This window comes from Gardnerella sp. DNF01189 (assembly GCF_049244195.1).
GTDB lineage: Bacteria > Actinomycetota > Actinomycetes > Actinomycetales > Bifidobacteriaceae > Bifidobacterium > Bifidobacterium swidsinskii.
In genome coordinates, this window is the sequence record NZ_CP058385.1 from 496,926 (window position 1) to 520,868 (window position 23,943).

General features: G+C 42.8%; 14 protein-coding genes and 1 riboswitch. Of the genes, 5 read left to right on the forward strand and 9 right to left on the reverse strand.

Features of this window, described 5'->3' with window-relative positions; translation table 11 throughout:
- Positions 1-145 precede the first annotated feature (145 nt).
- Entirely contained in the window at positions 146-949 is an 804-nt protein-coding gene (locus tag HXT41_RS02080) for a hypothetical protein (protein WP_064621629.1), read from the forward strand.
- 128 nt (positions 950-1,077) lie between these two features.
- Here HXT41_RS02080 and HXT41_RS02085 read toward each other — a convergent pair whose 3' ends face one another.
- From HXT41_RS02085 to HXT41_RS02115, 7 genes are all read right to left on the reverse strand, one after another.
- Entirely contained in the window at positions 1,078-2,373 is a 1,296-nt protein-coding gene (locus HXT41_RS02085) for a chloride channel protein (protein ID WP_231875303.1), read from the reverse strand.
- A gap of 259 nt (positions 2,374-2,632) precedes the next feature.
- Positions 2,633-3,982, reverse strand: a complete 1,350-nt coding sequence (gene tig, locus HXT41_RS02090) for a trigger factor (protein WP_012914242.1) — start codon at positions 3,980-3,982, stop codon at positions 2,633-2,635.
- A 53-nt stretch (positions 3,983-4,035) separates the two neighbouring features.
- Positions 4,036-5,466 carry an HRDC domain-containing protein gene (locus HXT41_RS02095; protein ID WP_064622074.1) on the reverse strand — a complete coding sequence of 477 codons (1,431 nt, stop codon included), beginning with the start codon at positions 5,464-5,466 and terminating at the stop codon, positions 4,036-4,038.
- Positions 5,467-5,657: 191 nt separating this feature from the next.
- Entirely contained in the window at positions 5,658-6,038 is a 381-nt protein-coding gene (locus tag HXT41_RS02100; protein ID WP_116994693.1) for a hypothetical protein, read from the reverse strand.
- Positions 6,039-6,181: 143 nt separating this feature from the next.
- Entirely contained in the window at positions 6,182-7,063 is an 882-nt protein-coding gene (gene pflA, locus HXT41_RS02105) for a pyruvate formate-lyase-activating protein (protein WP_064621742.1), read from the reverse strand.
- Between the two features lie 110 nt (positions 7,064-7,173).
- Positions 7,174-9,549: a formate C-acetyltransferase gene (pflB, locus tag HXT41_RS02110; RefSeq protein ID WP_004108690.1), complete on the reverse strand. Its 2,376-nt coding sequence runs from the start codon at positions 9,547-9,549 to the stop codon at positions 7,174-7,176.
- Positions 9,550-9,666: 117 nt separating this feature from the next.
- Positions 9,667-11,379 carry an NAD+ synthase gene (locus tag HXT41_RS02115; protein WP_004108689.1) on the reverse strand — a complete coding sequence of 571 codons (1,713 nt, stop codon included), beginning with the start codon at positions 11,377-11,379 and terminating at the stop codon, positions 9,667-9,669.
- A gap of 221 nt (positions 11,380-11,600) precedes the next feature.
- Here HXT41_RS02115 and HXT41_RS02120 point away from each other — a divergent pair, with 221 nt between their 5' ends.
- The 4 genes from HXT41_RS02120 to thiC all read left to right on the forward strand — a co-directional run bounded on the left by HXT41_RS02120 (position 11,601) and on the right by thiC (position 16,996).
- Complete coding sequence (locus HXT41_RS02120; RefSeq protein ID WP_004106340.1) at positions 11,601-12,434, forward strand: MetQ/NlpA family ABC transporter substrate-binding protein; 834 nt, start codon at positions 11,601-11,603, stop codon at positions 12,432-12,434.
- A gap of 205 nt (positions 12,435-12,639) precedes the next feature.
- On the forward strand, positions 12,640-13,488 hold the full coding sequence (locus tag HXT41_RS02125; RefSeq protein WP_004108686.1) for a methionine ABC transporter ATP-binding protein: 849 nt from the start codon (positions 12,640-12,642) through the stop codon (positions 13,486-13,488).
- 2 nt (positions 13,489-13,490) lie between these two features.
- Complete coding sequence (locus HXT41_RS02130; protein ID WP_004108684.1) at positions 13,491-14,171, forward strand: methionine ABC transporter permease; 681 nt, start codon at positions 13,491-13,493, stop codon at positions 14,169-14,171.
- Positions 14,172-14,235: 64 nt separating this feature from the next.
- Positions 14,236-14,341, forward strand: a riboswitch (TPP riboswitch).
- Entirely contained in the window at positions 14,339-16,996 is a 2,658-nt protein-coding gene (gene thiC / locus HXT41_RS02135; RefSeq protein WP_012914246.1) for a phosphomethylpyrimidine synthase ThiC, read from the forward strand. Its footprint overlaps the riboswitch before it by 3 nt.
- A 328-nt stretch (positions 16,997-17,324) precedes the next feature.
- Here the strand turns inward: thiC and HXT41_RS02140 are convergent, their stop codons facing one another.
- The gene (locus tag HXT41_RS02140; protein WP_064621922.1) at positions 17,325-17,861 is read right to left on the reverse strand and encodes a peptidylprolyl isomerase; all 537 of its coding nucleotides are present in this window, start codon (positions 17,859-17,861) and stop codon (positions 17,325-17,327) included.
- Between the two features lie 236 nt (positions 17,862-18,097).
- Positions 18,098-23,887: a GA module gene (locus HXT41_RS02145; RefSeq protein ID WP_421788778.1), complete on the reverse strand. Its 5,790-nt coding sequence runs from the start codon at positions 23,885-23,887 to the stop codon at positions 18,098-18,100.
- Positions 23,888-23,943 lie beyond the last annotated feature (56 nt).

Genomic DNA, 23,943 nt, shown 5'->3' on the forward strand with positions numbered 1-23,943 from the left:
GAATATGATTTGAATTGAATGTTTTACACCAAATTTCTAGAATTTTATTCATATCAACAGATGTAATTTTTACTTATTATCCTACACTAGTATGCATTATTGAGTATATTTTTATCGGATTATCAATTCATTATAAGGAGTAATTATGGATTCTAACCAATTGCCAGATAACAACTACTCGCCTGCTCCGATGCCAAATAACGAGTATCCAAATAATGGTTACCAAAATAATACATACCCAAATAATGTAAATCCAAATAACGGATACCCAAACAATGGTTATGAAAACAATGAGTATCAAAACAACGTATACCCAAATAACGGATACCCAAATAACGGATACCAGAACAACAATTACCCTAATAATGTAAATCTAAATAATGGTTACCAACCAAACGTATATCAGAATAATCAACAACCAGTCAACAACTATCCTGCAAACGCTTATCCAAATGCAACAAATACAAGTGCTCATAAGTCAAAATACACTTGGCTTATTGTTGTCATAGTAGTAGCAATAGTTGCAGTAGGTGGCTACGTAATTTCAAAACCACATTACAATTCAACTAATCTTAAGCCACATTACAATTGCTCTGCACCTAAAAGCGCAAATATTGAAGAATACGTACATTGCCATTCAGAAGAAGCTAAAAAACTCACTAATGGATTTAATGATGCCACTAGCAGCTCACCATTCAACATAACGTTTGCCACTAAAGGTGATCAGCTCAATATAAATGCAAAGTTCAAAAAGCACCTATCTGATTTAGAAATTACAGCGTTAAAGACTGGAATGCAAACATACGGCGATAGCCTCTCGAACTTGATGCCACAATCAGCATCGGATGAAATGAAAGAAAAAATTATTGCACCAGTGCGCATACATTTCTCCTTCTCAAACGATGATGGAACTTTTATTGCAGATAAAGAATTCAGTTCTAATAATTAATTAAAAAATAACTAAAATAACCAACATAACTAAAAAATATTTACTAATAACAAATGCGCCTTTGCTAATACTGAACTAGCATAGGCGCATTTATTTTGCATATATTGTATTTTCTATACTAAAAAAATTTAAACATTATTTGCGGCTAAAAATTTTGGTATCATCGTTATGCTTCTAGATACAGCACAAGAAACAACCATTGGAATAATCATAATCATAGGCAAATTCACTAATTGTGCTACCAAAAAAAGCGCAAACCACAATGACTTTCGACTTGCAGTTAGCAGACTTGCAGCACCAAAAATAGCAGCTATTACCAATATTTTGGGCTGACTTGATAACATGCCACCAACAACTGGAATGTTCATACTTATAAAACCTATAATCAGCCCTACGCAAGCTCCAGACGACATACTCGGCTGAAGCACACCACCACTTGCGCCAGCTCGAAGAGTGCAACTTGTTAAAATTATTTTTACAACAACCAGTAGAAGCAAAGTTACCAAAGAGTTTTTGTCAATTGCAATACTTGTTTTTGCAATGTTATATGCGTATTGCGCTAAAGCTCGACCATTGCCCATAATGGCTGGATTCCATGATGCAACTAATCCTGTTACTAAGCCCATTAATGGCAAAAAATATAAAATTTGGTAATTGCGAGCACACTTAGAGCGAGCCCAACGAATCATCTTATGGAAAAGAGTGCCAACAATACCACAAGGAATGCCAACTATAATTGCAAGCAGCAACACAGTCGTATTGACAATATGGATGTCATCAAGACTTGACAAACAATAGTAAGGCTCATACCCAAGCACAAAAATAGTAGTCAATGATGCAATTTCACTTATACATAACGCAATAGCAAAAATACTAAATTTTTGTATAAACCAATACCATTTCAAACGCTTTAAAGAAGATTTCGAGTCATGAGAAAAACGTGGAATTGCAACCAAACCTAGCGTCATAATCGCACCCGCTATTGGAGCGCGATAAACTCCAGCTAAACCAGCACCAGCAGCACTTGCAACCAAAACGCGAGCTTGAAATTCACTGACTCGGATAAAGCAGAGTAACTTCTGAGTAAGCATTGCAGCCAATTCTCGAGGCGCAACTTCCCTACCTAAACTTGCGCCAGAAGCAACTATAAAAATTTGTAAACATACATGGATAATCGTTGTATGCCATGGCATTGATTGACCACGAACAGCATGAGCTATATCGACAATACGATTAGAAGATTTTGTCCATAACCACATCCAAATAATTGCAGCAACAGATATGACAATTAATACAACAGCAACGTAGTGCAATACTGGCAATCCAACTGGCGAAGGTTTAAGAGCAGATTCTGAAAATCCGAACATTACGTTTTGCACAGCATGTAGTAACAGAGTTAATAATATTGCACCAACCCCAGCCATAACTGCAACAAAAAAAGCAATAAGACTTAATCGTAAACATGTAAAAACATAGCTCAAACACTTACAAAGTTTTTTACTGCCTACTATTTGCAAATTGCGTTTTTCCATTAGCAGCAGCCTTCCTTATGTTATTTGTTTTTCATCTTACTTGTTTTTCACTTTCTTTAAAGTATAACAACAACACAAAAACCCAGAGCAAAAGCCCTGGGTTTTTAGCAAATATGAGAAAGTATAAACTTTTTTTCTTGCTTGAAAAATACTACTTAGAAAGTTCGTCAGCAACTTCTGCAGCAGCAGAAGCAGCCTTCACGCTTTCGTCTTCGTCATCATCCTCAGACAAGAATGCACTCAAGTCAAGAGCTTCTCCGCCAGAAACGAACTTTACAGCACGCATACCAGCAAGCAAGCCCTTAGAACGAGCAACTTCCTGCACAGCAGAACCAAGCTGACCGTTATTAACGATTGCGTTAATGAACTGGTTTGGATCCATGCCGTACTGCTGAGCAACAGAAACCAAGAAGTTGGTGACGTCAGCCTGGGAAACAGTCACATCCATCTGTTCAGCCAAAGCGTCAAGAACCATCTGGTCGCGAAGTTCCTTCTCAGCAGCCTGCTGAGCTTCATCCTTCTGCTTCTTGGTAGCTTTTTCAGGATCAGGGGTCATGCCCTTCAAATGCTCTGAAACAGCCTTGTCCAAAACGCCCTTTGGCACAGGAATTTCAACTTCTTCCTGAAGCTTAACAAGGAATGCGTCACGGGCATTAGTTGCCTGACGACCTTCAGCAGCCTGCTCGCAAGCCTTGCGAATATCTGCCTTCAAATCCTTCAAAGTATCAAACTCAGAAGCTTCCTGAGCAAAATCATCATCAAGCTCTGGCAATTCCTGAGTCTTTACGGAATTAACCTTAACCTTGATCTGAGCCTTCTCGCCCTTATGCTTGCCGGACTCGAGAGTACCTTCAAAGGTGGTTTCTTCACCGGCAGAAAGGCTATCCAAAGCCTCATCCAAACCGTCAAGCAACACACCGGAACCGATTTCGTAGCTTACGCCCTCTTGCGCATCAACTACTTCGTCATCGATACGAGCTTCCAAATCAATGTTAGTGTAATCACCCTTAGCTGCAGGACGGTCAACACCAACCAAAGTAGCAAAACGCTGACGGAGGCTTTCCAAGCGCTCCTTGACATCCTTGTCGGAAACCTTTGGCTTCTCAACTTCAATCTCAACGCCCTTGAACTTGTTCAACTTGAAATCTGGACGACGCTCAACTGTCGCTACAAACTTAAGACTTGCATCTGCATCAGTCGACGTTGGAACTTCCTGAACGTCAAATTCTGGCTGATCCATTGGGCGAATCTTCTTTTCTTCCAAAGCCTTGGAATAAAGCTCTGGTACAGCGGAATTTACGGCTTCGCCGGCAACAGCTGCGAAACCGACGCGCTGATCTACAATCTTGCCTGGCACATGTCCCTTACGGAAACCTGGCACGTTAATTTGCTTAGCAATCTCCTTACGAGCTTCTTCCAAGAATGGCTTGAAGTCTTCGAGATCTGCGGTAATGGTGAGCTTAACTTTAGTTGGCTCAAGATTCCTGACGCTGATTTTCACGCTTGCGCTCCTGAAATTACGTTTTTTCTAGCTTCTGCCGTATGGCACAACCGTTACATGATAGCGCGAGTTACGGACTCAGCTACCAATCGGGTTTGCCATTCGCGAGCACCATGCTCACTTAAGAATGTTTTAACATCAATATCTTGCGCATCATCATGCCAGCAAAGATTACGAATAATCTGTGGTTTGATAATAATTTCTGCAGGAGTATGAGTGTATTCAGAAATTTGATTTAACTCAGCTTTTACTCTTTGTAAACGCTCGTAACGCTTAGGGTGATGTTCTCGCCAATATTTCATAGATCTAGGAGCGCTTTGGGAATCTTGCATATCCTGCAAGTACTGCGAATCCGATAAATCATGGCAATCCTGACAATCATTAGAACCTTGCGACTCGTCAGTATCTGTTGACTTAAGTACGTTCGTTTTACGAGATTCGCGCGAATTAAGTTGAATAGCTCCATTCGGTAATACTGGATGCACATCATCCATAGCCGTTTCACCAGATTTTGCGCGCAAAATAGCATTCTCTATAACGTTTTTCCAAATAGATGGTTTAACTTTGCGCTGAATTGGAGCGTAACGCTCGAACATTTTGTCTTGCTCACTGCCAGTGTGCATTCGCACTCGCTCATTCAAAGAACGAATAGCACGAAACGCACGCGCATTACTAGGTTTACGCTTACCAGCTTCAATAATCGCAGCGTCAGAAAGTAGCAGAGTTGGCGCAATATCATATTCACGCGCTAAAGCATCTCGCTTTTGCCACAATGCTTTCGCAATAACTAAACCAACACGATCGTGCATAAGTACGCTAATATGCGATATTTTAAGCCATGGACGTGGATGCGGAGCTTTCTTTTGTGCACCCTTACTAAGTAAGTGTTTAAATTCTTCTTCCGCCCAAGAAAGTTTACCTTGCTTTTTAAGTTCGACGCGCATTACTTCTTCTAGCTCAATAAGTAATTCAACATCTAAAGCTGCGTAATTTCGCCAATCTCTAGGAAGTGGGCGGTAAGACCAATCTGCTGCAGAATGTTCTTTTGCAAGAGTAAGACCCAAATAATATTCAGTTACAGAGCTTAAACCAAAGCGCTTTCTGCCAAGTAATTTAGCTGCGATTTCGGTATCAAATAATGCAAGTGGGCGCAAACCAATATTGAAAAATCCTGGCAAATCTTGCATCGAATCGTGAATAATCCAAGGCACATCCCCTACTGCCTTGTTAAATTCGTTCCAATCAGCTCCAAGTTTTGTAAGTTCTATAGGATCTAATAATCCAATTCCTGCACCCTTGCGTTTGAACTGAATCAACCAATCTTCATGACTGTAGCGAAAACCGGAAGCTCGCTCAGCGTCTGCAGCTAAAGGACCGGAGCCTGCCGCCAACAAGCTGCAATAATCTTTATATGCTTCAAGCGTATCAATGACTTCTGGAACTCCTTCTCTAGGCTCTTTTAAAAGCTTTGGTTCCTCGTTCAAGTACGCCTCCCGATTGCATGCTTTACCCAAATTCTTACGCTTTTTGCAACTTATTCTGTACTTTTTGCAAAATATCCGTAAAAAATATTTAAGCCGTGTTACAGATTATGCATCTTTAACACGGCTTCAACTTTCGCACACAACTACGACTATTCAAAAATAAAAAATCAAATAAATAATCAATTAAATAATCAATCTGTTTTATTGTTTGCTACTTCGTCATTTATGCGCTTAACAAGCCTAGTTTTAAGGAATCTAGTAAGAGTAAATGCGACTACCGAAGCTAAAACTGTTGGAACAACGTAGCCAGCATGTAAACCTAAATCCGAAAAGTTGACTATTGGAAAAGTGACAAGTTCTGTAACAACAGCTATAACAATAGATATTATTGGCACTTCAATAAGAAGTTTCTCATCAAACGATGCAACAATGTTTATTGGCAATAAAATTATTGGCAAAATAACGAAAATAGTAAGCGCTGTAGCAAAACCAAACTGATCGTTACACCGCACAAAAACAGCTAACGCTAATGTAAAAGCTAATGCAATCCAACAACCTATTCTGCGCTTCATTGCGTATCCTTTCTCTAAAAAAGAGTATTTGTATAATTATACAAAAATCCTTCAAAAAACAATACGATACGCAAAGATTGCCTAAATTACAGTTACATTTTTGACGCAATTTAAATGCAGTCTAAATGCAATCTAAACGCAGTCTAGTACACAACAAAACCGTGATCTTTGAACTGGTTTACAACTCGTTCTTTAAGTGCTCTAGAAGGCCCTTTTTGATTCTCAAGAGGATATGGAATCCTAAGCTCATGCCACTTTGGACGTCCTAGTTGATGGAATCCAAGCACGTCAATATGCTCAACAGCATCACCAAACGAATCGCAAATCTCGGCAACTTTTTCAACGTTTTCTTCACTGGAAGTCAAATCTGGAACAAGCACAAAACGCACCCAAATCTTCTTACCAGCTTTCGCCAAGCGCTGACCAAAGTCAATAGTTGGCTGTAGCAAGCCGCCGGTTACTTTTTTATACGTTTCTTCAGTTCCTGATTTAACGTCAAGCAAGCAAAGATCAATGTCGTCAATCATTTCATCTGTATAATTGCGATTCAAAAAGCCCGAAGTATCTAAGCAAGTATGAACGCCCATCTCTTTTGCAGCGCGAAATACTCTAGATACAAAAGCTGGCTGCATCATGGACTCGCCGCCAGAAAATGTGATTCCTCCACCTGTTGCTTTAAAAAGACTTTGATAGCGGTCAACTTTTTTAATCATTGCATCCAAATAGACTGGCTTGCCGTCACGCATTTTCCAAGTATCAGGATTTTGGCAATACTGGCAACGAAGTGGGCAACCGCTCATAAACACCGTCATACGAGTTCCAGGACCATCAACAGAAGTATTGATATCCCACGAATGCACAAATCCAATATCGCCAGTTTTAAGAGCAACTAAGCGATCTTTACGATCCAGCCCAATTGGCGACTCAAATCCAGAAAGTCCACCCATTAAAGTTTGGCGAGCATACTCTTTTGACTCCTTCAACATATGCTGAGTTGTGGTACGAAACGCTGTGTTTTCAGCCATCTAACTGCCCTCCAAACTATTTATAAATAAATAATAAATAATATACGCAATTAACAAAAGCCGGGAGCGAAACTAGCCTCGCTCCCGGCGGTGTTTACTAATCAACCAAATCAGTCAGTAACTGAACCCTGGTGGAATGTACGAGAAATAACGTCGAGCTGCTGCTCCTTAGTGAGCTTTACAAAGTTCACTGCGTAGCCGGAAACTCGAACCGTCAAATGCGGATACTTTTCTGGGTGCTCAACAGCATCTTCAAGCTGTTCCTTACGCAACACGTTGATGTTTGCGTGGTACAAGCCGTGACCGTTGCCAGCATCCAAAATGCCAACCAAGTTGCTGATGCGCTCGTCTTCGTCACGACCCAAACCGTCAGGAGTAATGGTGTTCGTAAGCGAAATGCCGTCAAGAGCATCATCGTAATCAATCTTTCCAACGGAGAACATCGAAGGAAGCATACCGTGCGAATCCATGCCGTTTTCTGGGTTTGCGCCTGGAGCGTACGGAGTGCCCTTCTTGTGACCGGATGGGAAGGAACCAGTGTTCTTGCCATACTCAACGTTAGAAGTAATAGTCAAGATGGACTGAGTTGGAACAGCATTACGGTACACAGGCAAACGCTTTACCTGACCCATAACAGTGCTTACAACCCACTTTGCTAAGTCGTCTGCACGATCGTCGTCGTTACCGTAAACTGGGAACTCGCCAACAGTCTTGTAGCCAACGATTAAGTCGTCGTCGCCGCCCTCGATGTACTCGTACTCGTGACCTTCAGTGGTCTTAGCATCCTTGTTGTAGATTGGGTAAACCTTTGCATACTTCAAAGCAGCCAAGGAATCTGCAGCAATAGACAAGCCGGACATGCCGCAACCAAGCGTACGGTAGACTTCCCTATCATGCAAAGCCATTTCGATGGACTCGTAAGCGTACTTATCGTGCATGTAGTGGATGATATTCAAAGCCTCAATATAAGTCTCGGAAAGCCATTCCAAAGCCTTCTCGTAGTTAGCCTTAACCTTCTCGTAGTCGAGAGTGCCGTCAGCTTCTGGCTTGATTGGGTCAATAACACCCTTATCGATAACTTGCATGCCGGTCATTTCATCGCGGCCGCCGTTAATAGCGTAAAGCAAAGCTTTTGCAGAGTTCACGCGAGCTGCGAAGAACTGCATTTGCTTACCGACGCGCATTGGAGAAACGCAGCAAGCAATAGCAGCGTCGTCACCCCAGTGCTCACGAATGTCTTTATCGGACTCGTACTGGATTGCAGAAGTGTCGATAGAAATTCGTGCGCAGAAACGCTTATAAGCTTCTGGAAGCTTTGGATCCCAGAAAATAGTGATATTTGGCTCAGGACCAGGTCCCAAATGCTCAAGAGTCAAAGTGTTGAGCAAACGGAACGAAGTCTTGGTTACGAAAGTGCGGCCATCCTCGCTGAAGCCTGCATCGGACCAAGTTGCCCAGTAAGGATCACCAGAGAAGATTGCGTCGTAATCCTTAGTACGCAAGAAGCGCACAATACGAAGCTTCATAACAAGAGCGTCAATAATTTCCTGAGCGTCGGTTTCGTTAATTAAACCTGCCTTCAAATCGCGCTCAAAGTAGCAATCGAAGAATGCGGAAACGCGACCGAAGCTCATTGCAGCGCCATCCTGGCTCTTAACAGAAGCAAGATAGCCCATGTAAGTCCACTGAACAGCTTCCTTAGCGGTCTTAGCTGGACGAGTCAAATCCAAACCGTACTCGTTACCCAAGTTAATAAGCTGCTTCAAAGCCTTAATCTGCTCGTCATGCTCTTCGCGGAAGCGAATCCAATGCTCAATTTCGGTCTCGGTAAAATCGTTACGGTATGGAATCGAATCCTTGTCGCGCTTCTTAAACTCAATAAGCATGTTCACGCCGTAAAGAGCAACACGACGATAATCGCCAATAATACGACCGCGGCCGTAAGCATCTGGCAAACCGGTCAAAATCTTGTTGTGGCGAGCAATCTTAATATTCTTGGTGTAAACGCCAAACACGCCATCGTTATGAGTCTTACGGTAGACGGTGAAAATCTTCTTGATTTGAGGATCTACTTCCTTGCCAGCTTCTTTAATAGCTTGCTCAACCATGCGCCAACCGCCGTTTGGCATCATAGCGCGCTTGCAAGGCTCATCAGTTTGCAAACCGACGATTACGTTATCTACTTCTGGGCTTTCAATGTAGCCTGCTGGCATTGCGTCAATACCTGCTGGGATATGAGTTTCAACATCATAAACACGACGCTCACGTTCAACAGCTAAGTAGTTGTCGTCGAGATACTTCCACATGTGCTTCGTTTTTTCAGTGGCATTTGCCAAGAAACTTTCGTCACCTTCATATGGCGTATAGTTCTTTATTATAAAGTCGCGTACGTCAATGTCTTTCTTCCAATTGCCGTCAGTAAAACCATTCCACGCTTCGGTACGAAGATCCTCTTCACTGAGAACTGGCGCATCAACTGATGTCATGTTTAGACTCCTTTTGTACCCGCAACGCATCTTCACGCTGCCTTAATAACAATGTTAGAGCATAAGTAAACGCATACACGAGTAGTTTTGCAAAAAATCTAGTGAAATATATCACATTTATTCACGAAAAGCTGTGGTAACAGGCATTCTGCGATCCCTGCCAAAAGCAATAGCACTTACTTTTGGTCCAAGCGGATACTGCCTGCGCTTCCATTCTGCGCGATCAACTAAACGCATAACCGTGTCAACAGTATGCTCGTCAAAACCATCTTCAAGCAAATCCGCTCTACCATGAGCAAGCTCAATATGAGCCTCTAAAACACGATCAAGCAAATCGTACTCAGGTAAAGAATCAGAATCCTTTTGCCCTGGACGCAACTCTGCACTCGGAGGCTTAATAATAGAATTAACCGGAATAAGCACACCATCTTGCGGAGCTTTCGCTTTCGTAACTTCTGTTTGCTCAGAATCCTCATATCCAACAATTGGCAGCATACCAATGCCTACTCCAGCATTCGCAGCGCGATTCCTCCAACGAGAAAGTGCCCAAACGCGCGTCTTAAACAAATCCTTAATAGGAGCATACCCTCCTACCGCATCGCCATAGATAGTAGAATATCCGCAAGCAAGCTCCGATTTATTACCAGTTGCGAGCGCCAAAACACCGCGCGAATTCGAGTAAGCCATTACGATTACGCCACGAACGCGAGCTTGCAAGTTTTCTGCTGCAACACCTTCTAATGAAAGTTGCGATTGGAAAGCTTTAAAAAGCGGTTCAATTGGTTGCACATCATAGTGAGCGCCAATTCGCTCTGCTAAATCGCGCGCATCGTCTTTAGAACCGTCCGAAGAGTACATGCTTGGCATAGAAATGCCATACACATTTGCTCCACCGCAAGCATCGGCAGCCATAGTAGCTACTAAAGCAGAATCAATTCCTCCAGAAAGTCCTAAGCACACACCCTTAAAACCATTCTTACGCATGTAATCTCTAAGACCTACAACACACGCACAATACACTTCTTCGTCTGCGTCAAGTTTTGGAGCAATGCTTGAAACTTTCTGCTTTTTCAGCGAGTTATCAAAATCAACAAACGACAAATCTTCATCAAACATTGCCGAGCGTTCAAGTAAAGTTCCGTCAGCATCAACAACAAAACTTCCACCGTCAAAAACCAAATCATCTTGGCCGCCGACTTGGTTCACATATACGACTGGCGCATTGACTTCAACAGCGCGCTTTTGAGCCAAACTCAAGCGCACATGAGTTTTACCTTCCTCATATGGAGAACCGTTCATAGTTATTAGCGCATCGATACCAAGTTTTGCCAAACGCGCAACAGGACCGCCGTCTTGCCAAATATCTTCGCAAATAGCAAAACCTAGACGCATTCCATCTACTTCCAGCAGCTCACACTTATTGCCAGAAGAGAAAATACGAAACTCGTCAAAAACACCATAATTTGGCAAGAAATGCTTGTCGTATTGCAACACAGATTTACCTTCATGCAATACGAGAAGCCTGTTTCGAGGCTTTCCAGCAGACTCGTCAAAGCCAACAGTTCCAACTACTACGTAAAGCTCCCCCAAGCCTTCTTCCGCAAGTTTTGTTGCAAGCAAGTCTGCAGCTTTTTGTGCAGTTGTGCGGAACGTGGCACGCAAGGCGAGGTCTTCAATAGGATACCCAGTCAAAGTCATCTCAGGAAACACAACCATGCGAGCACCCGACTGCTTTGCGCGCGCAGCATACTTCAAAACTTTTTCAACGTTGCTATCAATGTTCCCAACGCAGGTATCTATCTGCGCTAACGCCAATCGCAAAAAACTCATACATTACAGTCTAGTAGATAGCTTCATTGCAAGTAAGCGACGTGTTGAAAAACTTATTTTTTCTCTTTCCACACTGCAAGTATGCGAATTATTAACACGTCATAAATAATACTAATAAGCAAAGTGTAGAATTATTGATTTTTCTCGCCTATATTGATAATTCGTTACTCGCGAAGGGGATTTAACTTTAAACAAATTTCACCGAACAAGGAGCAGGAAATATGCGAAAAATTAAAGTTATTGCATCAATTACAGCACTGGCAGCATTAGCGACTTTCACTTTAAGTGGCTGCGGTAGCTCAAAAGCAGGCGCAAAGGATGACAAGACCATTACTGTTGCAGCTTCACCTACCCCGCATTCTGAAATCTTAAATAAAGTTGTAAAGCCAATCTTGCAAAAAGAAGGCTACAAGCTAGTAGTAAAGGAATTTACTGACTACGTGCAGCCAAATACAGCTACTGAAGAAGGCGAAGTTGACGCAAACTACTATCAGCATTTGCCTTATCTTGACAACTTTAATAAGGAAAAGGGAACTCACCTTGTTTCAGTAGGTGGAATTCATTTTGAACCATTTGGATTGTATCCAGGAAAAACCAAGACGATTAAAGCATTAGCAAACGGAGCAACTGTTGCAGTTCCAAATGATCCTACTAATGAGGCTCGCGCATTGCTTCTTTTGCAAGATGCCGGATTGATTAAGTTGAAGAATCCAAAGGATATTAACGCTACTACAAAAGATATTACTGAGAATCCTAAGAATTTGAAGTTTAAAGAACTTGAAGCGGCAACAGTTCCTACTGCCATTAAGGATGTGGATCTTGCTGCCATGAACGGCAATTACGCTATTCAAGCTGGTTTTAACCCAACTAAAGACCCACTTACTTCAGAAAAAGTTGGAGGCATTGCGGCTAAAACTTATGAAAATATTATTGTAGTAAAGAAGGGCTCTGAAAAGTTTGCAAAAATCAAAGCCTTACTCAAAGCTTTGAAGACAAGCGAAGTGCGCGACTATATTACTAAAACTTACAAAGGCGCTGTGCTCCCTGTTTTCTAAAAAATACTCACAATGTAGCCACCTAATGCCGCATGTGTATGCTTCGTGTATGCTTTGCGGCATTATTTTATAAGCGTGTAATATACGTAATGTGCGTGCTAGTTAATAATCTAGTTAATGACGCTAGTTAGTAACTCTAGTTAGTAACTCTAGTTAGTAACGAAGTATATTTCACACAGAAAGCAATAATCTGTTAAGGAAAAGCATGATTCAGATCGAACATCTTCACAAAAGCTACGGCAAAGGTAGCAAAGCGAACGAAGCATTACACGACATTAATCTGACTATTGAATCGGGAGAAGTATTCGGAATCCTTGGTTCTTCTGGTGCAGGAAAGTCTTCGCTAGTTCGTTGCATGAATCTGCTTGAGCGACCAACTTCCGGCAAAATTATTATTGACGGAAATGATATTAGCGAAGTAAAAGATAAAGAACTTGCAAAAGTACGCACTAATATTGGCATGATTTTCCAGAATTTTAGCCTTTTCCAGCAGCGTACAGTATTGCGAAACGTCACTTTCCCATTAGAGCTGAATCACACTGCAAAAAAGGAACGAGAAGAACGCGCAAACTACTTACTTGACTTAGTTGGTTTACAAGATTTTGCAAACCGCTACCCTAGCCAGCTTTCAGGCGGACAGCAGCAGCGCGTAGCAATTGCACGAGCATTGGCGAATAATCCGTCGATTATGCTTTGCGACGAAGCAACAAGCGCACTTGACTCCACAACTACTGCGCAAATCCTTGATTTATTGAGCCGAATTAACCGCGAACTCAACGTAACGCTTGTTATTATTACGCATTCGCTGGCTGTAGCACGAAATATTTGCGACCGAGTTGCAATGATTGATGGCGGACGCATTGTGGAATTAGGTGACACTGATACGCTTTTTGCAAATCCACAAAGCGATATTTTGCGAACTCTTATTGCAGATGAAAAACAGGAAAATCATCGCGCTAAAATTACAAGCACGATTGCAAGCGAGCTTAACAATAAGCCAGAAAACGCACAAACAGACGAACAAACAAACGCGCTTACCAACGAGGTGAAATAACAATGTTAGAAGCTGCTACACAATTTTTTAACGACTACGGCAACTTACTTATTGAAGGCGTGCAAGACACACTCGTAATGACATCAGTTGCAACACTTTTTGCATACCTTATTGGACTTCCAGTTGGCGTACTTCTCATTACATCAAACAAAAAAGGCATTTGCCCCAACGCGCCAATTAACGCAGTTCTAGGCTGGATTGTTAACATCGTGCGTTCTGTGCCGTTTATTATTTTATTAGTTGCAATAATTCCTTTCACTCGTCTCATAGTTGGCACTTCTTTGGGAGTTCCTGGGGCTATTGTGCCTCTGGTGATTACGGCTGCACCATTCGTTGCTAGAGTAGTTGAACAATCTTTAGCCGAAGTTGACGGAAGCTTAATTGAAGCAGCACAAAGCTTTGGAGCAAGCAAATTGCAAATTGTTTGCAAAGTGTTGCTGTGGGAAGCTTTACCTTCGCTAATTCGCGGAGCTGCGCTTACATTTATTACGCTTTTTGGATTCTCCGCAATGGCTGGAACAGTTGGCGCAGGCGGACTCGGAGATATTGCAATACGATACGGATACCAGCGTTATCAATACGATGTGATGACAGTTGCTGTTATCCTTTGTATTATTCTCGTGCAGATTGTGCAAAGCTTGGGAGATTTTATTTCACGCGCAATCAATCATCACGAACGCTAAAGAAATTCGCAACATACCCACCACCAATTAAATGCACATAATCGTGTAAACTTGCTGGTAATTCGACATTTTGCAGGGGTGCTTTCGAAAGAAGGCTGAGATGGTATTAGTTTGCCTAACCCTTCGAACCTGTTAGTTAATACAACGTAGGGAGCAACGATTTTAGTATGACATCGAATTATCCGTACGCATCAATGCGTAATCAATTTAATCTAAGCGCCTGCTTTATTGCAGACCCACAAGCTTGTAATAATCGTCCGCTTACCGATATTGTCGATGATGCTTTGCGCGCTGGAGCGACTTTTATTCGTCTTCATTGCAACAATGAAAACGCTAAAGAAATCACTACTATTGCACGCGATATTGCACAAATCATCGAAGACAATAACAAATGCGATTCTGTAACTTTTGTTATCGACGAGCGTGTTGATGTCGTTTGGCAAGCTCGCAATCAAAGCATCAAAGTTGACGGAGTGCATTTAGCACAAAGCGACATGGAGCCTAGAGAGGCTCGCGCTCTTCTTGGCGAAGATGCTGTAATCGGCTTATCTGTTGAAACCGAAAGCTTAGTTAAAGTAATAAACGAACTTCCAGATGGATGCATTGATTACATTTGCGTAACAGCAATGCGCAATCCTGAAGAAGGATGCGAAAGCACTACTGCCGCTTACGAATTGGAAGCAAATCACACAACGCTGGACGAAGCGAAAATTAATACGATTTGTTCCGCAAGTGATTTTCCAGTTCTAGTTGGCGGAAGAACTGCACTCGACGATATCGATACAATCGCTCACACCAAGGCTGCAGGATGGTTCGTTTCTGAAGCATTGTATTCTTCAGAAACACCAGAATCAACTATGCGTGAATTTGTTGAACATTGGAAAGCTGTGCGAGGTGAAGAAAAGCACGGCTACGCTAAGCGAGTGATAGTTGCAGAAAATTCTGAATCAAAATCTTCAGAAACTCAAGAAAAGAAGCCAACTTTTATTAATGCGAAAGAAGCAAAGGATGCTGCGAAATTAGCTAAACAACAGCGAGTTGACATTGCAGCTCGCGGATGCACTCAGCGCGATAAAGCTCATATTCGCAAAACAACTCCAATTCATTTTGAGTATGAATATGGTTCTTATGATTTGGAAGTTCCTTATACGGAAATTAAGCTTTCGGATACTCCTGGCGTAGGTCCTAACCCGCCTTTTAAGGATTACAATACAGAAGGTCCAAAGTGCGATCCGAAGGAAGGTTTGGCTCCGCTTCGCCTTGACTGGATTCGCGACCGCGGTGACGTTGTGGAATATGAGGGTCGCAGGCGCAATCTTCAAGACGACGGCAAGCGCGCAATTAAGCGAGGCAAAGCTTCTAAAGAATGGCGTGGACGCACGCATAAGCCAATGAAGGGCGCGGATCATCCGATTACACAAATGTGGTACGCTCGCCACGGAATCACTACTCCAGAAATGCAATATGTTGCAACGCGCGAAAATTGCGATGTAGAGCTGGTTCGCGAAGAAGTTGCAGCCGGACGTGCTGTAATTCCTTGCAATATTAACCATCCTGAAGCTGAACCTATGATTATTGGCTCGCGCTTCTTGACTAAGCTCAACGCAAACATGGGTAATTCTGCTGTTACGTCATCTATCGACGAAGAAGTAGAAAAGCTTACGTGGGCCACGAAGTGGGGTGCGGATACCGTTATGGATCTTTCCACCGGTAACGATATTCACACAACGCGCGAATGGATTTTGCGCAACTCCCCTGTGCCAATTGGAACAGTGCCAATGTATCAGGCTTTGGAAAAGGTTGAGGATGATGCTTCTAAGCTCAGCTGGGAGCTTTTCCGCGACACTGTTATTGAGCAGTGCGAGCAGGGCGTTGACTACATGACTATTCACGCTGGCGTGCTTCTTCGCTACGTGCCGCTTACTGCAAACCGCGTAACCGGTATTGTTTCTCGTGGTGGCTCAATTATGGCTGAATGGTGCTTGCAACATCATCAAGAGAGCTTCTTGTATACGCACTTTGAAGAATTATGCGAGATTTTCGCAAAGTACGATGTTGCATTCTCTTTGGGTGATGGTTTGCGTCCAGGTAGCTTGGCTGATGCTAACGATGCGGCTCAGCTTTCCGAGCTTATGACGCTTGGCGAGCTTACGAAGATCGCTTGGAAGCATGACGTACAGGTGATGATTGAAGGTCCTGGTCACGTGCCATTCGACACTGTGCGTATGAATATTGAGATGGAAAAGGCAATTTGCCAGAATGCTCCATTCTATACGCTTGGTCCTTTGACTACGGATACCGCACCTGGCTATGACCACATTACTTCCGCAATTGGTGGCGTGGAGATTGCGCGATACGGCACCGCAATGCTTTGCTATGTGACTCCTAAGGAACATTTGGGGTTGCCTAACAAGGATGACGTGAAGCAAGGCGTGATTGCGTATAAGATCGCTTGCCACGCAGCTGATCTTGCTAAGCATCATCCACATGCTATGGATCGCGACAACGCAATCAGTAAGGCTCGCTTTGAGTTCCGCTGGTTGGATCAGTTCAACTTAAGCTATGATCCAGATACCGCAATCGCCTTCCACGACGAAACACTTCCTGCAGAACCGGCAAAAATGGCGCACTTCTGCTCGATGTGCGGACCAAAGTTCTGCTCGATGGCTATTTCGCAAAATATTCGTAAGCGTTTTGGCGGAGCAGCTCAGCAGGAGCAGCTCGTTGAAGAAGCACGCAGTCAGGCAATTGCCGATGGTATGAAAGAGATGAGCAAAAAGTTCCAAGAATCCGGCTCATCGTTGTATCAAAGCGTGAAAGCATAAAATGATGAGGTACGGAAGTGCGGAAGCAAAAACTGAATTGCAAGTGCTTCAATAACAATACTTACAACGAATAATAATAGAAGAAGGTTGATATGAACCAAAGCGAGTTTTATAGTGAGCTATTATGCTTGCTATAAGACTCGCTTTCTTTATATCCGCATTTAAATTCTATTAATACAACCTTTCCGTTGCATGCGTTGTAAAGTTTCTGCCGCCTTACAGCAAAAATCCGACATTTTCTGTACACAAGCGTATAGAAAATGTCGGATTAGCAATTAAGAACTTTAGTATTAAAGAATATTAAAGAGTATTAAATCATAACGTTTAATCACAAAACTTCAATAGAAATAATACCTACAGGCTCAAGAGGAGCATCAGATCGATCCGTCGCAACAGCCTCGAGCTTATCGACGACCGCCTTCGATTCATCGTCAGCAACTTCGCCGAAAATTGTATGGTGACCGTCAAGCCATGGAGTTGGCACAGTTGTAATGAAGAACTGCGAACCGTTAGTGCCATGCAAACGACCGTCACGACCGTGACGCTTTCCAGCATTTGCCATAGCGAGCAAATAAGGCTTATCGAACTTCAAGGACGCGTCAATTTCATCGTCAAACTCGTATCCAGGACCGCCAGTTCCATTGCCGAGTGGGCAGCCACCCTGAATCATGAAATCCTTAATGATGCGGTGGAAAGTTAAACCATCGTAGAATGACTCATGCGAAGGTTTTCCACTGAATGGGTCAAGCCACTCGCGCTCACCAGTAGCTAAGCCAACAAAATTTTTGACGGTTTCAGGCGCTTTACTGTCAAACAAATTGATTTTTATATCGCCTTCAGAAGTATGCATAATAACTGTAGTCATGTGGTAATTCTCCCATATTTTCAAGACTGTTTCAATTCGTGTTAAATAAAAATATTCTCATACAAAAATGCCTCACTTTGCGTAGTAAAGAAAGACGCAAAGTGAGACACGTTTTACATTAACTTCATTATGCTAATTAACCCAATACTCAGCAAACTTACTGAATACAATTAAGCAAACATTAAGCAGCTCTAAAACTAGCTGATCTGCAATAACCAGACCAGCTAGCAAATATTCTACTTACTACTGTGGCGAGAAGTACCACGACGCTTAGTTGAGAAAAGCGCAGCACCAGCAGCACTAAGAGTTGCAGCAAACAAGCCAAACACAGACACGTCACTACCAGTCTTACTAAGCTGAGCAGCACTACCACTCTTCAACACCTGAGCGCGCACAGAAGCACGAACATCAGCCGCATGAGCCTTAGCAGCAGCCAAAGCCTTACGAGCAGCAGAAAGCTTCTGAGCTGCAGCATCAACCTGAGCCTGAGTTGCGTTAGGATCAGCCGCAACCTTCTTAGCCTCAGCCAAAGCAGCATCCAAAGCCGCCTGAGCCTTAGAAACTTGAGCATCAGCCTGCTTCACAGCCGGATTGCTTTCAACCGCAGCGTTCACAGCAGCAGAACTTGCGCCATTAGCATTATTAGCGTTAGCGTTGGCAGCATTGGTGTTAGCAGCGTTACCTGCATTACCCGAGTTTACGCCAGCACCAGCGTTACCATTATCAGCATTTCCAGGCTGTGAATCAGACTCAGCACCCTGAATCTGAACATTCAACTCACCCTTATCCACAGTAGTAGACGCATTATCATTCACACCATAACCAGCTTCAGAACCAGAACCAGGAGTTGGTTTCTTACCGTCAAGAGCCTCTTCAGCTGCCTTAAGCTTTGCAAGAGCAGCGTCAACAAGCTTCTGCTTTTCAGCTTGAGTCTTAGTTGTTACATCTTCCTCGCCTGCAGCAGCCTTCTTCGTACCAGTTAGCTTATCGATAAGATCCTTAGCATCTTGAAGAGCCTTATCAAACGCAGTCTTCTTTTCCGTCGTAGTAGAATACGTATACCTATCTGAGTTCTTAACGTTGCTATCCTTATCAATCTCATCTTGCAACGGCTTGGTATCAACACCATCAAGCGCCTTACGCGCATTTTCAAGCTTCTGAAGTGCGTCGTCTACCGCTTGTTGATCTTTAGCCTCTTGCTCGGGAGTGCGCGGAGTAGAGTCTAGATTCTTATCGTTTTCGTTATCTTCTTTAGCTTTCTTCAATGCCGCTTCCGCGTCAGAGAGTGCCTTGTCAAATGCTTCTTTCTTCTCCTTAGAAGCGGTCGTGTACAGAGGATCGCCAGGTGTAGCCGGCTTAGTGGAATCGTTAGGATCAGCTGGCGTTGGCTTAAGCTTAGAATCGTTATCTACTTCAGCCTGAAGTAAATCAGTGCTTACGCCCGCACCCTTAACTTTGTCATCAATCGCCTGCATTGCCTTAAGAAGATCCTTATACAGCTCATTAACCTGATCCGCATCCTTAGGATCGCCATTAGCTTTGTCTAGCACGGCTCCAGCAGCAGTAGCAGCATCGTCAAACGCTTTCTTTTGCTCATTGCCTTCTTGCAGACCCTTATACTTGTCGCCCTTAGCGAACTTATCAGCGATCTCTTTCAGCTTTTCAAGACGAGCCATGGCAGTATCGGTTGCAGTAGCATTGGCAAGCGCGTCGTCGATGTCGTCAGAAGTTGTACCGTCAGCGTTCTTGTGATCAGAAGCATCAGTATCTTCAATAATCTTCTTGAAAGCTTCCTTCTGCGCATTGTTCAAATGATCAAGCGCAGCAATCTGCTTCTTAGCATCCTCTATCTTCTTAGCCTTCAAAGCGCGATTAGCAATAGCAGTTGGGTCGCCAATCTTCTTTGCATCATTGATGTCATCAATAGCCTTCTGCTTTTCAGCATCTGGAAGATCACTATCTTGAATGCGTTTCTTCTGATCTTCCTTTTCTTTATTAAGTACAGACTGATCATCGTATGTGTTCTGAGAAATATCGCGCTTGCCCTTAGCATCTTCGATTGCCTTGTTTGCGTCATCAAACGAAGTTTTCACGCCATCAACAGCATCCTTGATTTCAGAAGGCTTTGTTGCACTGTTAACAGTGTTCTTGGCATCATCGATTGCCTTAGTGGCAGCTTCATACTTATCTTTAGCTTTTGCTTTCTGCTCATCATTCAACGCCTTGTATGCTGCATCAAGTTCTGCCTTCTTAGCATCAAGCTTGGCAATACCAGCATTCTTAGCATTCTGCTCGTTAATCGCATTCTGGCGCTTGGCTGCGTCAAGATCATTCTTAATCTCTTCTGCAGTAGCAGCAGGATCCTTCTTTGCAAGAGCATCTTCCAAAGCAGTGAGTGCTGCATCCTTCTTGCTTGGATCAGAACCAATTAACTCCTTAAGAGCCTTATCGTCCTCGCTACTAGAATTGCCGTGGCTTAGGAACGGAAGCGCGCCAGCACTAACATCCTTGTGCGCTTCATTAAGATTATTAGCTTCATCTAAAATCTGCTGAACTTCTTCAGGAGTCTTAGCACCAGGCTTGGTAGCATCCCCACTCTTTCCATTCAGCTTTTCCTTGAGCTTATCCTTTTCATCTTGAGTCAGATTGCCAAGACCATCAATTGCATCAGAAGCTTTCTTTTTCTTATCCTGTAGCTCTTGCTTCTTCTGGTCCTCCTGCTTTTTATCTTCCTCTTTTTTCTGCTCTTTTTCCTTATTTTCTTTGTCTTTCTTTTCTTTTTCCTTTAACTGTTCAGGAGTTACATTATTCTTGCCAGCCTGCTCGTTGGCCTTCTTAAGAATATTCTGAATATCATCAGCACCTTTAGCATTATCAATCTCATTCTTATACTGGGTTTTTTGCTCCTCAGTAAGCTTTGGATTGCGGTCGATAAGCTTCTTCGCATCATCCTTCATCTGCTGGAGTTGCTTATCATCAGGCTTTGGAGTTGGCTTGGTTTCCTCCTTACTATAGGTAATAGGAACAGTGAAGAGCTGCTTGCCATTCTGATCCTTAAAGACGATTGACTTATAGTCTTTCGCCCCACTGGTTTCGCTGGAAGTAACTGACTTGATATTATCGTCAGCAATCTCCATGTAAATAGTGTCAGACTTTGGCTTAAGATCAGAAGCAGATGGAAGGTAAGGAATATTCATGCTTTCCGTTTTTATTTGGAAGTTATTCTGACCATCATAGTTAGCGTCAAAGAATGCCTTAACAGCCTTCTTGAAATCTTCTTCAGTAGGCTTATTCGGATCTTTAACCTTAATTGCAGCAGGTTCGTTATACTTGCGCTCAGCTTTCTTGGCATCAGTAAGCTTGCGAATAAGGTCGCGAAGAGCCTTTTCATCCATACCATTGATGGCGTTATCCAACTTATCTGCATCGGTGATTCCAGCGCGCTTCAAGTCGTCATTGGTAAGCCCATCATCTTGACGCTGCTTCAGCAAAGCTTTTGCTTGCTCTTTGAGCTTATCAATTGTATTATCCTGAGATGGTTGAGTATTTCCCTTTTTAACATACAAATCTTTGGCTTGGATGGTAAACAGAGTCCCTTCCATGTCAGCAGCCCAATCGCCTGCACTACCATCATCTTCCATCCACTGGTGACCATGAACTGTAATAGCGTAACCGTTAGTATTATCTATACTAAATGAAGTCATTGGTCCATCATTCTTACCAGATGCACCGTAAGGACCCATATTCTCAGTACCGGCTTTTGGAGTCCAAGTTGTTTTAACAGCAACATCGCTCGTAACAGCTTGCAAATCAGAATCAGATACATTATCGTAATTGTCTTTTACAAACTGCTTTAAAGCCTTTACAGCCTCTTGAACAGTTGGTGTATCGCCTTCAGTCTCCGTCTTTGTAACATTATACTTAAAGGTAATTTTCTGATTATCTGGATCGTTATATGTCTTAGTTTCCGTAGAAGGCGTCTGAGACGTTTGCGTATTTGCTGTCTGCTTGAAGAACACGCTCATGGGATAAGTAGCGTCTTTATAGCCATCCGCCTTAAACGTAATGTAACCTTTACCGTCTTTCACGCTATACGAAACATCAGTAATAGTTACATCTGAATTATCTTTAGAATCCTTACCCTTAACCTTCATTAAGGCTTTTTTATTTGCATCAAGAGCTTGGCTGTTAGTTGTTAAATCTGCTTCTTTCATATTGAATGGATCAAATTTAACTCTTGTTTGGGTTGCAGGCGCTTCAACGATGAACTCTTTTTCAGCAGCAGGAGTTGGAGCAGGCGGCTTTGGAGTTGGATTTTCCTCAGCAGCCTTTTGCTTTAAGAATTGCCAGGAAGGAATCTCTGTTGTTGAACCGTCTGCCCAAGTAATAATAGCGTTCTTGAATTCTTTATCAAAGCTTACAGGAGTTTTACCGTCTTTCTTAGCTGCAGTATAGATATCCAAGTCGGCGTTTGCTTTATCAAAAGCATCGGTTACTTGCTTTTGCTCTTCTGTAGTCAAGCTAGAAAGATTCCCAACCTCAATTGGATCAGGTACCACGTAAGGCGCCCAATCGGAGATTTTTGGTCCTTGGAATACCAAATCTTCAGCAGGAATAGTAAGTTTTGAATCATCCTCGTACGTAACTTCTACAGAACCATCTTCTTTAACATTGAACTCGTACTGTTTACTATCAGCATTCTGCTTCACATGCTTCAAGAACTCGTTTGGAGCTGATCCTCCATTAGCATCAATAATCGCTTGACGAACTTTAGTTTTTTCATCAGGCGTGAGCTTCTTCAAATTCACGACAGGCGTGCGAGTTGGCAAAGTTGGCCTGTACTTATCTTTATCAGTCTCGTCTTTTGTTACAAGCAGGCTCGCAGGAATCGTGCGAGTCGTCTTGTCTTTGAAGGTTATAGTTGCAGAGCCGTCCTTATTTACCACAACACCATTATCAGCAACTAATTCCTTGAAGTACTTGGTGTTTTCATTCGCTTTTTCAATTTTTTCTTTAATAGCCTTTTGCTCGGCTTCACTTAAAGCGTTAGTCTTCTTAACCTTTGTAACCTCTGGATACGCAAGCTTCAAATAATCCGCAATCTTTGGCGTATTGTGCTTTTGACCAACCGCATAGTGCCAGTTACCTGCAAAACGGTAAACGCCAGCGGCAAAACGAAGCGGATTGGTGTCACGCTCTTTCCATGCATTGTCTTCCATCTCGGAAACGTAAGTCATGTCATACCAACGCTGACCAGCAGACTCCCAGTCTACGAAAATACCCTTAAGGCCTTGAGTTTGCTTTTGGTATTCTTCCCATTGTTGTGCGGTATTGCCCGCATTATCGTAGCCTTTATTGTCTTTGGTACCCAAGCCCATAAGCTGTTTCCAGCCTTTGCTGGCAAGAATATTTTCGTCACTAAAATAATAATTAGAAATATTAGTCCATTCCTTAGGACTATTAAAATGTTTGTCAGAAACAACGCCATAACCGTTTGCGTCGGTTGTAATATATTGCGAAGAACCAGCAGGTTTAACCTGCTCCTTGCCATTTTTTGTTAACTTTTCAATACGCTTAAATTGAATATCTTGAGGATCTTTCAAACCAGCAGGAACACCAAACCACCACATTGGACGGAATCGCCAATCGTCAGCTGTAGCATTGTTGTGGCAATTAGAAAGATAATGAACGCGAACAAATTTACCAAGAGGGTCTATGCCTTCAGTACCGCCAGCTTTGGCGTGCTCAAAGGTATCGTAATATTCAACGTCAATGTTGAAATGAGCCTCGGCATATTTTGCATCAGTTTTGAAACCGTAATAAACATTGTTGCCAGTGCCGTCTACATAACCGTCAGCATAGGCAGGCGAGGAAACGAATACCCCCCCCCCGAGCACCATAGCACCTGCGAGCATAGCTGCGCACACGCTCTTAGAAAGTGGCGCGTAAATAACGCTGTTACTCGACTTTTGCATAGACTTTTGCAAATCGGCAAGATGCTTCGCACTCATAATCTTCTTCGTCATTATTCCTCATTTCAATAATGTGTCTTCTTTATGTTTCTGCTTATGCATAACTTGTA